The organism is Paenarthrobacter sp. Y-19, assembly GCF_029223985.1.
Lineage (GTDB): Bacteria > Actinomycetota > Actinomycetes > Actinomycetales > Micrococcaceae > Arthrobacter > Arthrobacter nicotinovorans.
This window is the reverse complement of the sequence record NZ_CP119414.1, coordinates 2094934-2109820: the sequence shown is the minus strand read 5'-3', so window position 1 is coordinate 2109820 and position 14887 is coordinate 2094934. Positions and strand designations below refer to the sequence as shown.

At 62.2% G+C, this 14887-nt stretch carries 10 protein-coding genes and 2 tRNA genes; 8 read left to right on the top strand and 4 right to left on the bottom strand.

What is annotated here, in order from left to right:
- Positions 1 to 56 precede the first annotated feature (56 nt).
- Positions 57 to 130 (bottom strand) — tRNA-Gly (locus tag PYR64_RS09745).
- 128 nt (positions 131 to 258) lie between these two features.
- On the opposite strand from PYR64_RS09745, the gene PYR64_RS09740 reads away from it, so the two are divergent.
- The 6 genes from PYR64_RS09740 to PYR64_RS09715 all read left to right on the top strand — a co-directional run bounded on the left by PYR64_RS09740 (position 259) and on the right by PYR64_RS09715 (position 5516).
- Positions 259 to 333 (top strand) — tRNA-Pro (locus PYR64_RS09740).
- A 70-nt stretch (positions 334 to 403) separates the two neighbouring features.
- On the top strand, positions 404 to 1786 hold the full coding sequence (tig, locus tag PYR64_RS09735) for a trigger factor (protein WP_018777834.1): 1383 nt from the start codon (positions 404 to 406) through the stop codon (positions 1784 to 1786).
- A 220-nt stretch (positions 1787 to 2006) separates the two neighbouring features.
- The gene (locus PYR64_RS09730; protein ID WP_018777833.1) at positions 2007 to 2618 is read left to right on the top strand and encodes an ATP-dependent Clp protease proteolytic subunit; all 612 of its coding nucleotides are present in this window, start codon (positions 2007 to 2009) and stop codon (positions 2616 to 2618) included.
- Between the two features lie 40 nt (positions 2619 to 2658).
- On the top strand, positions 2659 to 3318 hold the full coding sequence (locus tag PYR64_RS09725) for an ATP-dependent Clp protease proteolytic subunit (RefSeq protein ID WP_018777832.1): 660 nt from the start codon (positions 2659 to 2661) through the stop codon (positions 3316 to 3318).
- A gap of 182 nt (positions 3319 to 3500) precedes the next feature.
- The gene (gene clpX / locus PYR64_RS09720; protein ID WP_018777831.1) at positions 3501 to 4790 is read left to right on the top strand and encodes an ATP-dependent Clp protease ATP-binding subunit ClpX; all 1290 of its coding nucleotides are present in this window, start codon (positions 3501 to 3503) and stop codon (positions 4788 to 4790) included.
- Between the two features lie 81 nt (positions 4791 to 4871).
- Positions 4872 to 5516 (top strand): DsbA family protein, encoded by a 645-nt coding sequence (locus PYR64_RS09715; protein ID WP_018777830.1) that lies wholly within the window; start codon positions 4872 to 4874, stop codon positions 5514 to 5516.
- Between the two features lie 32 nt (positions 5517 to 5548).
- Here the strand turns inward: PYR64_RS09715 and PYR64_RS09710 are convergent, their stop codons facing one another.
- Together PYR64_RS09710 and valS are read right to left on the bottom strand one after the other, a co-directional pair.
- Positions 5549 to 6424 (bottom strand): DNA-formamidopyrimidine glycosylase family protein, encoded by an 876-nt coding sequence (locus tag PYR64_RS09710; protein ID WP_039241866.1) that lies wholly within the window; start codon positions 6422 to 6424, stop codon positions 5549 to 5551.
- Positions 6425 to 6766: 342 nt separating this feature from the next.
- A complete protein-coding gene (gene valS, locus PYR64_RS09705; protein WP_275779606.1) occupies positions 6767 to 9388 on the bottom strand; it encodes a valine--tRNA ligase in 2622 nt (873 codons plus the stop codon).
- Positions 9389 to 9460: 72 nt separating this feature from the next.
- Here valS and PYR64_RS09700 point away from each other — a divergent pair, with 72 nt between their 5' ends.
- Entirely contained in the window at positions 9461 to 10240 is a 780-nt protein-coding gene (locus tag PYR64_RS09700) for an SDR family oxidoreductase (RefSeq protein WP_055972357.1), read from the top strand.
- On the opposite strand, the gene PYR64_RS09695 is transcribed toward PYR64_RS09700, so the two are convergent.
- The gene (locus tag PYR64_RS09695; protein WP_018777826.1) at positions 10237 to 11271 is read right to left on the bottom strand and encodes an endonuclease/exonuclease/phosphatase family protein; all 1035 of its coding nucleotides are present in this window, start codon (positions 11269 to 11271) and stop codon (positions 10237 to 10239) included. The genes PYR64_RS09700 and PYR64_RS09695 overlap by 4 nt on opposite strands.
- A 330-nt stretch (positions 11272 to 11601) precedes the next feature.
- Here PYR64_RS09695 and ileS point away from each other — a divergent pair, with 330 nt between their 5' ends.
- The gene (gene ileS, locus PYR64_RS09690; RefSeq protein ID WP_110505992.1) at positions 11602 to 14886 is read left to right on the top strand and encodes an isoleucine--tRNA ligase; all 3285 of its coding nucleotides are present in this window, start codon (positions 11602 to 11604) and stop codon (positions 14884 to 14886) included.
- Position 14887: the final 1 nt, after the last annotated feature.

Sequence of the window (14887 nt, the reverse complement as noted above, 5' to 3'; positions counted from 1 at the left end):
AAACGACTCTCAGCAGAAAAAAGCGCCCCCGATCCGTGGATCGGGGGCGCTTTGCCTGGAGGGGACGACGGGAATCGAACCCGCGTAATCAGTTTGGAAGACTGAGGCTTTACCATTAAGCTACGTCCCCAGGAGGAATATCCTGCTTGAGGACAACTTCCCGGTGGCTGTTGAAGCCGGGTACAACTAAACCTAATTCCGGCGGCGGTGTCAAATGTGCATTCCCGGCCCGCTTGCCCGTAGACTGTCCTGTGCGTTCGGGGTGTAGCTCAGCTTGGCTAGAGCGCCTGCTTTGGGAGCAGGAAGTCGCAGGTTCAAATCCTGTCACCCCGACTCTGTGTTTTGTGTCCGATTCCGGGACACGACAGAACCCCATACCCACAAAATCAGGAGTACTTAGACTGTGAAGAGCGCTGTCGAGAACCTCACCGCAACGCGGGTCAAGCTCAACGTTGAGGTTCCCTTTGAGGAACTGAAGCCGAGCATCGATGCCGCGTACAAGACCGTTGCTTCGCAGATCCAGGTTCCCGGATTCCGCAAGGGCAAAGTTCCCTCCAAGCTCATCGACCAGCGTGTCGGCCGAGGCTACGTCCTGGAGACGGCCATCAACGATGGCCTCAACGGCTGGTACCAGGCTGCAGTCCAGGAAACCGGCGTCCGCCCGCTGAGCCGTCCTGAGGTTGAAATCACCGAGGTTCCGGATCCGTCCGCAACCGACGGCGAGCTCAAGTTCCAGGTGGAGATCGATGTTCGCCCCGAGATCGAACTGCCGGACTACGCCGGCATCAAGGTTGAGGTTGCTGCTGCTGAGTCCTCCGACGCCGACGTTGACAAGTCCCTCGACGAACTGCGCGGCCGCTTCGGCACGCTGAAGACCGTTGAGCGCCCTGCCAAGAACGATGACTTCCTCACCATCGACATCACCGCCACCATTGACGGCGAAGAGATCGATTCCGCTGCGGGCCTGTCCTACCAGGTAGGCGCCGGCACCATGCTCGAAGGCCTGGACGAAGCCGTTACCGGTCTGTCCGCCGACGAAGAAGCCATCTTCGACACCACGCTTGTTGGCGGCGACCACGCCGGCGAAGCTGCCCAGGTGAAGGTCGTTGTCAAGGCTGTCAAGGAGCGCGAGCTTCCCGAGGCCGACGACGACTTTGCCCAGCTCGCTTCCGAGTTCGACACCCTTGCAGAGCTCCGCGAGGATCTCGCCAAGCAGGCAGCCGACTCCAAGGTTGTGGAGCAGGGCGTCGAGGCCCGCGACAAGGTCCTGGACAAGCTCGTTGAGCTCGTTGAGGTTCCGGTTCCGGACTCTGTCGTCGAAGAGCAGATCGAGGCCCACTTCAACCCGGAGAACGCCCACGGCGAAGGTGACCACGACACCGAGGAGCACCGCGCCGAGGTCAAGGCCAACACCGAGCGCGCCTTCCAGAACGAAATCATCCTTGACGCCATTGCCGACAAGGAAGAAGTAGAAGTCAGCCAGAACGAGCTGATCGACTACATCGTCACCACGGCAAGCCAGTACGGCATGGACCCCAACCAGTTCGCCCAGATCATTGATCAGAGCGGCCAGGTTCCCATGATGGTTTCCGAGGTTCGCCGCCGCAAGGCCCTGGCCGTTGTACTGGGCCAGGCCGAGGTAGTCGACACCGAGGGCAACAAGGTTGACCTGACGGACTTCGTCCGCCCCGCCGGAGAAGCCGCAGCCGAAGAAGCTGCAGCTGTTGAAGCTTCGGAAGAAGCAGACGCTCCTGCCAGCGACGACCCCGCAGCAGTGAAGTTCTAATTCACGACGCAGGCCGACCCCGGATCAGTTGATCCGGGGTCGGTTTTCTTTAAGGCCGAACAGTGGCGCTGAAGGCAAACGTGCGCCGTCAGCGAACAGCGCGATTCCGGCGAACAAATCACCCCGGAAAACGGTTAGTGTCCAAGTAGTGAAGTTCAGTGAGGTCACTGGCACCAGCGAGAGGTAAGTACTTATGTCACAGCAATCAGAGGCTCCCCGGATGGCAACTGTCGATCCCGCAGCCCAGGACAACTACATCTACAACCGCCTGCTGAAAGAGCGCATTATCTGGCTCGGCTCTGAAGTGCGTGACGAGAACGCCAACGCCATTTGCTCCCAGCTCCTCCTTCTCTCGGCCGAAGACCCGGAGAAGGACATCTACCTGTACATCAACTCGCCGGGTGGTTCCGTGACGGCCGGTATGGCCATCTACGACACCATGCAGTTCATTCCTAACGATGTTGTCACCGTGGCCACCGGCTTGGCAGCTTCCATGGGCCAGTTCCTCCTTTCCTCCGGAACCAAGGGCAAGCGTTACGCAACCCCCAACGCCCGCATCCTGATGCACCAGCCATCCGGCGGCATCGGCGGAACGGCCTCGGACATCAAGATCCAGGCGGAACTGATCCTGCACATGAAGAAGGTCATGGCGGAGCTTACGGCCGAGCAGACCGGACAGACCGTGGAGACCATCCTCAAGGACAACGACCGCGACAAGTGGTTTACGGCCGCAGAGGCATTGGAATACGGCTTCTTCGACAAGATCTCGGCGCACGCCGGTTCTGTGGCCGGTGGCGGCGGTACGGCCAACCAGTCGAACTCCGAAAACTAATCCGGCACCAAAGAACCACTGAAACCCCAGGAGTAAGAACATGAACTACAACTTCGGATGGTCTGCCGGTAACCTCCCGTCCAGCCGCTACGTCCTGCCCCAGTTCGAAGAGCGCACGCCCTACGGCTTCAAGCGCCAGGATCCGTACACCAAGCTGTTCGAGGACCGCATCATCTTCCTCGGCGTGCAGGTTGACGACGCATCTGCCGATGACATCATGGCCCAGCTGCTGGTCCTTGAGTCGACGGATCCGGACCGCGATATCACCTTGTACATCAACTCGCCGGGCGGCTCCTTCACGGCCATGACGGCCATCTACGACACCATGCAGTACATCCGTCCGGAGATCCAGACGGTCTGCCTGGGCCAGGCAGCCAGCGCCGCCGCGGTCCTGCTCGCGGCCGGAACTCCCGGCAAGCGTCTTGCACTGCCGAACGCCCGGGTCCTGATCCACCAGCCTGCCCTCTCCGGCGGCCAGGGCGGCCAGGCCTCGGACCTCGAGATCCAGGCTGCGGAGGTCATGCGCATGAGGACCTGGCTTGAAGACACGCTGGCCCACCACTCGGGCCGCACCTCCGAGCAGGTCAATAACGACATCGAGCGTGACAAAATCCTGACGGCGGCCGAAGCCATGAACTACGGCCTGATCGACCAGGTTCTTGACTCCAGGAAGATCAAGCCGCAGGCAATCGCCCGGTAGCACACGGAATACGACGCCGGTGCGGTTCGCGAAATATGGACCGCACCGGCGTTCTGTTTCCACGCAAGCAGCCCATTGTGACCTAGAGTGGATGGTGTCACGGTGGTGCCAACCGCGGCTTGGCCGCACACTTGAGTACGGCGCGGAGCCGCATCACCCGCATGCAACGAAGGGATTCCCACATGGCTCGGATTGGTGAGAGCACGGATCTGCTGAAGTGTTCTTTCTGCGGAAAGAGCCAGAAGCAGGTGCGGAAGCTGATTGCCGGGCCCGGTGTGTACATCTGCGACGAATGCATCGAGCTGTGCAACGAAATCATCGAAGAGGAACTGGCCGAGGTCTCCGATCTCGGAAGCTTCGAGTTGCCCAAGCCCCGCGAAATCTTTGATTTCCTGCAGGAATATGTCATCGGCCAGGAACCCGCCAAACGGTCGCTCGCGGTAGCGGTATACAACCACTACAAGCGCATCCAGGCCGGGCATGCACCTAAGACCGGCAGTTTGGGCGAAGGGCCCCATCACGAGGATGTGGAGATCGCCAAATCCAACATTCTGCTGATCGGCCCCACCGGCTGCGGTAAGACCTATTTGGCCCAAACCCTGGCCCGCCGGCTGAACGTCCCGTTCGCTGTCGCAGACGCCACGGCCTTGACCGAAGCAGGCTACGTCGGCGAGGACGTTGAAAACATCCTGCTCAAGCTCATCCAGGCCGCCGACTACGACGTCAAGAAGGCCGAGCAGGGCATTATTTACATCGACGAGATCGACAAGATCTCGCGAAAGAGCGAGAACCCTTCGATCACCCGGGATGTGTCCGGTGAGGGTGTGCAGCAGGCCCTCCTGAAAATCCTGGAAGGCACTGTGGCCTCTGTACCTCCCCAGGGCGGCCGAAAACACCCGCATCAGGAGTTCATCCAGATCGACACAACCAATGTTCTCTTCATTGTGGCGGGCGCCTTTGCCGGCCTGGAGGACATTATCGGCTCCCGGTCCGGCCGGAAGGGCATTGGCTTCGGTGCACCACTGAACGAAGCCAGGGACAATGTGGACACCTACGGGGAAGTCATGCCCGAGGACTTGCTGAAGTTTGGACTTATTCCGGAATTCATTGGCCGGTTGCCTGTCATCACCACCGTGTCGAGCCTTGATCGTCCGGCGCTGATCCAGATCCTTTCCACGCCCAAAAACGCGCTCGTGAAGCAATACCAGAAGATGTTCCAGCTGGACGGCGTGGAGTTGCAGTTCGACCAGGACGCCCTGGATGCCATAGCGGACCAGGCACTCGAACGGGGCACCGGCGCCCGTGGTTTGCGGGCCATCATGGAAGAAGTGCTTCTCCCGGTCATGTTCGATCTGCCCAGCCGGGACGACATCGCGACGGTGGTCATCACAGCCGATGCAGTATCCAAGAAAGCCCAGCCCACCATGATCGCCCATGACGTGGTGGCAAAGCGGCGGAATAAGTCTGCCTAAACTGCCGTTGGCAAAAAGGAGCGGCTTGGTTGCGAGCCGCCTTGAAAAAGCCACGTTCCCACTCTTCCGAGGAGTTCCCCTGTGTCCGAACAGCTTGTGTCTGAAGTGACCGCGTCCGACAACACCGTCAACAAGGCAGATTTCTGGTTCGACCCGGTCTGCCCGTTCGCGTGGATTACGTCGCGCTGGATCGGGGAAGTCGAACAGGTGCGCGGTATCGAGACCGAATGGCACGTAATGAGCCTTTCCGTCCTGAACGAAGGCCGCGATCTACCTGCCGACTACAGGGCCATGATGGACGACAGCTGGGGACCGGTCCGCGTGATCATTGCTGCGCAGGAGCTTCATGGCAGCAGCTACGTCAAGCCCCTCTACGACGCCATGGGGGAGCAGATCCACCATGAGGGCAATAAGGACCGCGCATCCGTGATCCAGAAGGCCCTGGCCGACACCGGGCTTCCCGCGGACCTGGCACGTTTTGCCACTTCCGATGAATACGATTCCAAGCTGCGGGCCAGCCACGAGTCCGGAATCTCGTTGGTAGGGCAGGACGTCGGAACCCCCGTGGTCGCTGTCAACGGCACTGCGTTCTTCGGCCCCGTACTCACCCGCATTCCGCGTGGCGAGGAAGCCGGGAAGATCTGGGATGCAACCGTGACCCTGGCCGGCTACCCGCACTTCTTCGAGTTGAAGCGCAGCCGCACCGAAAGCCCTGAATTCAACTAACCGCTTGTTGCCCTCCAGAGGACACGGCCGGGCTACTTGAGGAATCGTGAGGTCCGGCGGTCGGCCAGGATCTTACCGTTGGTCTGGCAGTGGGGGCAGTATTGGAGGGAGGTGTCCGCGAAGGACACCTCCCTTACTGTTTCTCCGCACACAGGACACGGCAGGCCCGTCCGGGCGTGTACGCGGAAGTTGCTGCGCTTGGTGTCCTTGAGTTCGCTGGATGGCTTACCGGCTGCCGCGTTGACGGCGCCGACCAGGACCTCCTGCAGTGACTGATACAGCCGCGCCACGGTCTCTTGGTCCAGCGACTTCGCTATGGCGAAAGGGGAGATCCTGGCGGCGTGGAGGATCTCGTCACTGTAGGCGTTGCCGATTCCGGCTATGACACTTTGGCTGCGCAACAGACCTTTGATCTGCTGTGGACTGGACTTCAGAATCGCGGCGAATGCAGCCTCATCGAAGTCCGGGCTCAGCGGCTCGGGACCGAGTGTTGCGATGCCTGGAACTTCCTGTGGGTCCCTGACCACATAGATGGCCAGGCTTTTCTTCGTCCCGGCTTCGGTGAGGTCCATTCCGATGTGGGCGTCGTCGCTGGCTCGGTGGAACAGCAACCTTGCCGAAATGTTGCTCTTGCCCATCCGCAACCCTGCCGAAGACGGGTGCTCCGTGTAGCGGACCCAGCCCGCCTTGGCCAGGTGGAACACGAAAAAAAGTCCGTCCAGGTCAACGCAAACGAACTTTCCGATCCGTTGCACCCCCTGGACTGTCCTGCCTTCGAGGGCGGTGTAGGGCGGGTCGGCGGTCTTGAGTGCCGAGAAGGAGTTGATGCGGACCTCAGTCAGCGTGGCTCCGTGGAGTTGGGTGTCCAGGTACATGCACAGGCCGTGCACTTCGGGCAGTTCCGGCATGGACATTACTTTGCCACAGGTGGTTCCGGATCGGCAGGATAACTACAGGATTGTAGTTATCCCGGAGCCCTTGCGTGTTGTCATTTGCGGTACAACAATGGTTCTTACCCACTTCGAAAGAAGAGGGACACGGAAACCAAAGATTCAGTGATATGCAACCAACGCAGCCTTTGGCACAGTTGGAAGCAAGCTACCAGTGACGAGGTAGGAAGACCTGAAATTCCAAGGATTCCGCCAGACTGTCAAGTCGTCACCAGACAGCCGAAAAGTCGAAGCCCCACCAACGGCAAAACGCTGATGGGGCTTCCCCTTTGCCCGGATACTGCCGGGCTCACCTTGGCCTTAAGAGGCTGGAGTCTCCTCGGCAGGTGCCAGGACAACGTCGCTGACTGTCAGTTCACCTTCGCCGGACTGCAGCGTGATTTCCTGCGCGTTAGCGGCCGCCTTCAAGTCGCCCAGACCCGCCTTCAGCTGCGAGACCAGAATCTCCGAAGCTGTAATGGATGCTGAGAGAACCTCGGTGCGCTGCTTGACCTTGGCCTCGGACTTTGCCTTGCGGATGCCGCTCAAAGCGATTCCGACCGTGCCCAGCATGGTGGTGTCGCCGTCGGTGATTTCCAGGGCGGCGGGCCATTCGGCGCGGTGGACCGACCCTGTCCGCCACCAACCCCACACTTCTTCAGTGGCGAAGGGCAGGAAGGGGGCGAAGAGACGAAGCAGGGAGTCCAGGGCCGTTGCCAGCGCGGCCAGTACGGAAGCCTGCTCGGACTCGCCGGCCGCCCCGTAGGCGCGGTCCTTGATCAGTTCGACGTAGTCGTCCGTGAACTGCCAGAAGAACGATTCCGTGATCTGGAGCGCCCGGGCGTAGTCGTAGTTGTCGAACGCCTTGGTGGACTGCGCGACGACGTCGGACAGCTGTGCCAGCAGCGCACGGTCCAGGGGGTTCGTCAGCACCGCGAGGTCGGTGGTCACCACGGAGTTCTCGGTGGCCCCGAGGTTCAGCACGAACTTGGAGGCGTTCAGCAGCTTGATGGCCAGACGGCGACCAATCTTCATCTGGGCAATCTCGTATGCCGTGTCGGCGCCGAGCTTTGCCGAAGCGGCCCAGTAACGCACAGCATCCGAACCGTACTCGTTCAGCACGTCCGTGGGGACAACGACGTTGCCCTTGGACTTGGACATCTTCTTCCGGTCCGGATCCAGGATCCAGCCGGAGATCGCTGCATGCTTCCACGGTGCGCTCTTCTGCAGGGCGTCAGCACGCACTGCCGAGGAGAACAGCCAGGTACGGATGATGTCGTGGCCCTGGGGGCGCAGGTCGAAGGGGTAGACCTTGGAGAACAGTTCCTCGTCACGGCTCCAGCCGCCCACGATCTGCGGTGTCAGCGATGACGTTGCCCAGGTGTCCAGGACGTCCGCATCGCCGGTGAAGCCGTTGGCCTGGTCGCGCTGCGACTCATCGAAACCGGGTGCGGCGTCGGCTGCCGGATCCACGGGGAGCATGTCGTCCGAGGGCAGGATCGGGTGGTCGTAGTCCGGGTTGCCTTGCGCGTCCAACGGGTACCAGACGGGGATGGGCACACCGAAGAAGCGCTGGCGCGATACGAGCCAGTCGCCGTTCAGGCCGGCGATCCAGTTTTCGTAGCGGGAGCGCATGAAGGACGGGTGGAAGTTGATTTCCTGGCCGCGTGCGATCAGGCGCTCACGGCGTTCCTCGTCGCGGCCACCGTTGCGGATGTACCACTGGCGGGAGGTGACAACTTCGAGTGGCTTGTCGCCCTTTTCGAAGAAGTTCACCGGGTGGGTGATCTTCTTCGGTTCGCCATCGAGCAGGTCTGCTGCCTTGAGCAGTTCTACTACGGCTTCCTTGGCGGAGAAGGCCGTCTTGCCCGCGATCGCGGCATACGCTTCCTTGCCGGCGTCGGTAGTGATCCATTCCGGGGTGTCGGCGATGATGCGGCCGTCGCGGCCCATGATGGCGCGTGTGGGCAGCTGGAGTTCGCGCCACCAGGTGACGTCGGTCAGGTCACCGAACGTACACACCATGGCGATGCCGGAACCCTTGTCCGCCTTGGCGAGCGGGTGGGCCTTGACCTCAAGTTCCACGTCGAAGAGCGGGGACTTCACGGTCTTGCCGAAGAGCGGCTGGTACCGCTCGTCGTCGGGGTTGGCCACCAACGCGGCGCAGGCAGCCAGCAGTTCCGGACGGGTGGTCTCGATGAAGATCTTTTCGCCGTCTTCGGTGAAGAACGGGTAGCGGTAGTAGGCGCCGGCGACTTCGCGGTCCTCGAGCTCGGCCTGCGCCACAGCGGTACGGAAGGTCACGTCCCACAGGGTGGGTGCCTCGGCCATGTAGGCGTCGCCCGCCGCCAGGTTGGCCAGGAAGGCGCGCTGGGACACCGCACGGGAGGTGTCGTCAATGGTGCGGTAGGTCAGGTCCCAGTCCACGGACAGGCCGAGCGTCTGGAACAGGTTCTCGAAGACCTTCTCGTCCTCAACGGCGAGTTCCTCGCACAGTTCGATGAAGTTCTGGCGCGAAACGACGTCGAAATCGCGCTGGTTCTTGGCCGGCTGTGCCGGGGGAGTGTAGTCAGCCTTGTAAGGGATGGCGGGATCGCAGCGCACACCGTAGTAGTTCTGGACGCGGCGCTCGGTCGGCAGCCCGTTGTCATCCCAGCCCATGGGGTAGAAGACGTTCTTGCCCGTCATCCGCATGTAACGGGCCTGGACGTCGGTCTGGGTGAAGGAGAACATGTGGCCCACGTGGAGTGAGCCTGAAGCCGTCGGCGGGGGAGTGTCGATCGAGTAGACCTGCTCCCGGGTGGTGTCCGGATTGAACTTGTAGGTTCCCTCTTCAAGCCAGCGCTGCGTCAAGGCAGCCTCAAGGCCTTCAAGGGCCGGCTTGTCGGGAACGTTGATGGGGGCGGTGGCGGGCGTGTCTGTACCCTGCGTTGATTCAGCCATGGACCAATTGTTTCATGGCCTGGCGTTACAACCCGCCGCCCCGGAACCTTGCACCCCCGATAGGGTAGTGCCATGACTTTGGCAGCGCACAATATCCCCGCAGGACAGAACAAGACGGCCGTTGTAACCGGAGCCAGCACCGGCATCGGCGAGGCCACCGTGAGGGCCCTGGCCGCCACGGGATGGAAGGTCTTCGCCGTAGCGCGCAGGGCTGACAGGCTTGGTGCCCTGGGTGCCGAAACCGGCGCCGTGCCGTTCCCGGCAGACATCACCGACGACGACGACGTCGCCGCCTTGCTTGCGGCTGTCACGAAAGCCGGGGGTGCTGACACGCTCATCAATATCGCCGGCGGTGCGCGGGGCGCTGACACCATTGCGAATGCCGATACCGAAGACTGGGAGTGGATGTACCAGGTGAACGTCCTGGGCACCATGAAAATCACCCGCGCCTTCCTGCCGATGCTGCGCGAAAACGGCGAAGGAACGGTCCTCAATCTCACCTCGACGGCCGGGCTGTCCGCCTATGAAGGCGGCGGAGGGTACAACGCGGCGAAGTTCGCCCAGCACGCCATGACCAATGCGCTCCGCCTTGAAGAGGTGGGCAATAACGTCCGGGTCATCGAAGTGGCTCCCGGCCTGGTGTACACAGAGGAATTCGCACTGAACAGGCTTGGAGACAAGGAGGCGGCAGCCAAGGTCTACGCCGGCGTGGAGAAGCCCCTGACAGCCGACGACGTTGCGGACGTCGTCAAATACGCGGTCTCACTGCCGCACCACATCAACCTGGACCAAATCGTGGTTCGTCCGGTGGCCCAGGCAGCCAACCACAAACTGGTCCGCAAGCAGGACTAGCCCGCAGGGACCTCCAACGTGGCGAGCACAGCTGCGTGGTCCGAGCCGGGAACTTTGCGAACCAGGTAGCCGCTGCTGCCAATCCGTGGTGATGTGACCACATGGTCCAACACCGTTCCCGGGAGCTGCGGCCCTTCCATAGGCCAGGTGGGGGATAACCGCCCCGCCGCTGCCGTTCCCACGTCCACCAGCTTCGCTCCGTCCCTTCCGGAATCCAGCATCGCCCGGAACTCCGGGTGGTCGTAGGAGGAATTGAAGTCGCCCATCAGCAGATGGTTTCCCGGAGTCGAGGCCTGACGGCCGATCTTCCCAAGATCGCTCCGCCATTGTTCGATCCTTTCGTCCACCGGGGGCAGCGCATGGACGTTAGTGAGGTTCAAAGCCGACCTGGCACCGGAGGCCTGGTCCGACACGAGGACCCTCGTGACGGCCATGCGGAACGGGGTATCCGGCAGGAGACCATCCGGTTCAAGCGGGAACACGGAGTAGACGGCGCCGCCCGACGCGTCGTCGCTGGGCTCGCTGACACGGTGTTGAAGGATCGCCTCCAAGCCTTCCGCGCGGAGGCGGTCCTCCAAACCCTGGGTATGTTCCTGCAACGCCAGGATCTGGATGCCGTTCTCACGGACCAACTGCACAATGGTCGACGCATCGGCCTCGCCATACTCGGTGTTCAGGCTCATGACCTTCACCGGAACTGTGACCGTTCCCGCGGGCAGTTCCATGGGCTTCCCGGCGTCCAGCGGGAAAAGCCAGAAGAGCTGGACCGCCAGCAGGGCCGTCGTCGTGATGATGACCCAAATCCGCCGCCCCACCACAGCGAAGAGCAGCGCCACGGCAGCCGGGATAACGAGCCACGGCGTGAACGACAACAACTGGACCACCGGCAGGGGCCACTCGACAGGAATCGCACGGAACAGTGAGATGCCTGCCGTTGGCACCGCGAAGAGAAGTGCGAATACGGTCCATGCAAGGGAAGGCCGACGATGTGCTTTGCTGGCAGCCGGGACGGCAGGAGCGGGGTTGGACATGGACCCGAGTCTATGCAGCCCTCCCGCCCGGGACCGTCCTCCCCAGGGATGACTCTGCGAGTGGAGCAGGAGCCCCGGCTGCCGCTAGACTGTATGGACCAGCATTGACCCGGCCATCACCGGTGAGCTTCCGGAAGAAAAGCACCGAATGCCCTCAACGGCAAACAGTGCCCAGTAGAACCGGGCGGGTAAGCCCGTCACAGCAGTAATGAGAGGCCGGAACATCACGTTCCGGTAAGTGAGGTGGTACCGCGGTACCTGCGCAGCCGACAGGCAGCACAGAAGCCGTCCTCGCATCCTGACAGTCAACCAGCTATCACAGGATATGAGATGACCCACTACCCCAAGGCCTCAGCGTCTTCGTCCGGCACGCATGGCGTGTCCGCTTCCGTGAAGTTCCCGGAAATCGAAGAGCGCATCCTCAAATACTGGGATGAAGACGGCACCTTCCAAGCCAGCATCGACCAACGGGATGCGGGCACGGACGGCAGCAACGAGTTCGTCTTCTACGACGGCCCTCCCTTCGCCAACGGACTGCCGCACTACGGCCACCTGCTGACCGGCTACGCCAAGGACCTCGTCGGCCGCTACCAGACCCAGCGCGGCAAGCGCGTGGAGCGCCGCTTCGGTTGGGACACGCACGGCCTGCCGGCTGAACTCGAAGCCATGAAGCAACTGGGCATGACCGACAAAACCCAGATCGAAGCCATGGGCATCGACAAGTTCAACGACGCCTGCCGTGCCTCCGTCATGAAGTACGCCAACGAGTGGAAGGCCTACGTCACCCGCCAGGCCCGCTGGGTGGACTTCGAGAACGACTACAAGACGCTCAACGTCGAGTACATGGAGTCGGTCCTCTGGGCCTTCAAGCAGTTGCACGAAAAAGGCCTGACCTACAACGGCTACCGCGTGCTCCCGTACTGCTGGAAGGACGAGACGCCGCTGTCCAACCACGAACTCCGCATGGACGACGACGTCTACAAGAACCGCCAGGACCAGACCGTCACAGTCACCTTCCCCATCAAGGCCGGTGCCTCCGAACTCTCCAAGGAGCTCGAAGGCGTCCAGGCGCTCGCCTGGACCACCACACCCTGGACGCTGCCCACCAACCTGGCGCTCGCCGTGGGGCCGGAGATCTCCTACGCCGTCCTGCCAGCTGGACCCAACGGCGTGAAGGCCGCTTCCGCGGAAGCTCCGGTGACGGGCAGCTTCCTGCTGGCAGCAGACCTTCTGGGTTCGTACGCCAAGGACCTGGGATACGACGACGCCGCTGCCGCGACTGCCGCGGTGGTGTCCACCCACAGCGGTGCCGAGCTGGAAGGCCTCGAGTACCAGCCTCTGTGGAACGACTTTGCCGATGCTGAGAAGTATGGGACGCAGAACGCCTGGCGTTTCCTGGTGGCCGATTACGTGACCACCACCGACGGCACGGGCATCGTCCACCAGGCTCCTGCCTACGGTGAAGATGACCAGAAGGTCTGTGAAGAGGCCGGCATCCCGGTGGTCCTGTCCGTGGACGAGGGGGCCAAGTTCCTGCCGCTGTTCGCCCATGGCGAGCTGGCATCCATCGTCGGCCTGCAGGTCTTCGATGCCAACAAGCCCATCACGCAGGTTCTGCGCGCCGACGGCCGCCTTGTCCGCCAAGCCAGTTACGAACACAGCTACCCGCACTGCTGGCGCTGCCGTAACCCGCTGATCTACCGCGCGGTCTCCTCCTGGTACGTCGAGGTCACCAAGTTCAAGGACCGCATGTCCGAGCTGAACCAGGAGATCAACTGGATCCCGGGCAACGTCAAGGACGGCCAGTTCGGTAAGTGGCTGGACAACGCCCGCGACTGGTCCATCAGCCGCAACCGTTACTGGGGCTCACCCATCCCGGTGTGGCAGTCGGACGACCCCGAGTACCCGCGCACCGACGTTTACGGTTCGCTGGCCGACCTCGAAGCCGACTTCGGCCGCCTGCCTGTCAACAACGAAGGACAGGTGGACCTGCACAGGCCCTTCATCGATGAACTGACCCGTCCCAACCCGGACGATCCCACGGGCAAGTCCACCATGCGCCGCGTCGAAGACGTGTTGGATGTCTGGTTCGACTCCGGTTCCATGCCGTACGGGCAGGTGCACTATCCGTTCCAAAACCAGGAATGGTTCGACACCCACAACCCCGCCGACTTCATCGTGGAGTACATCGGCCAGACGCGTGGCTGGTTCTACATGCTCCACATCTTGTCCACGGCCTTGTTCGACCGCCCGGCGTTCCGCAATGTCATCAGCCACGGCATCGTCCTGGGCTCCGACGGACAGAAGATGTCCAAGAGCCTGCGCAATTACCCGGACGTCTCCGAGGTCCTGGACCGCGACGGTTCTGACGCCATGCGCTGGTTCCTCATGTCCAGCCCCATCCTCCGTGGCGGGAACCTGATCGTCACCGAGCAGGGCATCCGCGACGGCGTCCGCCAGGTCATCCTGCCGTTGTGGAACGTGTACAGCTTCTTCACGCTATACACGAATGCCGCCAACGGAGGGGAGGGATACGAGGCCAAGCTGCGCTATGACGGTTACGCCGACACCCTTGACCAGTACCTGATGGCGAACACAGGTGACCTGGTCCGCAAGGTCACCGCCAGCCTGGACAGCTACGACATCTCCGGTGCCTGCGACGAGCTGCGCAGCTACCTGGACATGCTCACCAACTGGTACGTCCGGCGCAGCCGCCAGCGCTTCTTTGACGAGAACGTCGACGCCTTCGATGCGTTGTACACCGCCCTCGAAGCTGTGTGCCGCGTGTCGGCATCGTTGCTGCCGCTGGTGACCGAAGAGATCTGGCGCGGCCTGACCGGTGGCCGTTCCGTGCACCTGGCCGACTGGCCTGAGGCTTCGCTGTTCCCGTCCAACCCCGGCCTGGTCGAGTCCATGGACCGCGTGCAGCAGATCTGCTCGACCGGTTCCAGCCTCCGCAAGGCAGCGAACCTGCGTGTCCGCCTGCCCTTGCAGGAGCTGACTGTCGTGGCACCCGGCGCGGACGCGCTGGAAGGATTTGCCGCCGTCGTCGCTGATGAACTGAACCTGCGGTCGGTGCGGCTGCTGGATGCCGCCACGGCTTCGCCCGAGGAGTTCGGCATCGAGCAGAAGCTCGTGGTCAACGCCCGGGCCGCCGGCCCGCGGCTCGGCAAGAATGTCCAGCAGGCCATCAAGGGTTCCAAATCGGGGGATTGGTCGGTCAACGACGGCGTCGTTGTGGCCGGTGGCTTGGAACTTGAGCCGCAGGAATACACGCTGGAAACCGTGGTTTCGGAGTCGGCCGACGGCGGTTCAGCATCGGTTGCGGTGCTGCCGGGCGGCGGATTCGTGGTCCTGAACACCGAAGTGACTCCCGAGCTGGCCGCCGAAGGACTGGCCCGCGACATGGTCCGCGCCATCCAGCAGGCCCGCAAGGATGCCGGATTCAACGTCAGTGACCGCATCCGGACCACTGTGTCAGCTGCCCAGGATGTCGTGGACGCGCTGGAAGCCAACGCTGAATTGGTGAAGACCGAAACACTCACCCTGGAACTGGAGGTTCTTCCGGCCAGCGTCGATGAACCGCAGGTTACCGTTGCAAAGGCAGGGGCCTGAA

Bases quoted from the DNA above. Each gene is read 5' to 3' on its own strand.
- PYR64_RS09730 (WP_018777833.1), top strand. From the start codon at position 2,007: ATGGCAACTGTCGATCCCGCAGCCCAGGACAACTACATCTACAACCGC.
- PYR64_RS09725 (WP_018777832.1), top strand. From the start codon at position 2,659: ATGAACTACAACTTCGGATGGTCTGCCGGTAACCTCCCGTCCAGCCGC.
- clpX (WP_018777831.1), top strand. From the start codon at position 3,501: ATGGCTCGGATTGGTGAGAGCACGGATCTGCTGAAGTGTTCTTTCTGC.
- PYR64_RS09710 (WP_039241866.1), bottom strand. From the start codon at position 6,424: ATGCCGGAACTGCCCGAAGTGCACGGCCTGTGCATGTACCTGGACACC.
- valS (WP_275779606.1), bottom strand. From the start codon at position 9,388: ATGGCTGAATCAACGCAGGGTACAGACACGCCCGCCACCGCCCCCATC.
- PYR64_RS09700 (WP_055972357.1), top strand. From the start codon at position 9,461: ATGACTTTGGCAGCGCACAATATCCCCGCAGGACAGAACAAGACGGCC.
- PYR64_RS09695 (WP_018777826.1), bottom strand. From the start codon at position 11,271: ATGTCCAACCCCGCTCCTGCCGTCCCGGCTGCCAGCAAAGCACATCGT.
- ileS (WP_110505992.1), top strand. From the start codon at position 11,602: ATGACCCACTACCCCAAGGCCTCAGCGTCTTCGTCCGGCACGCATGGC.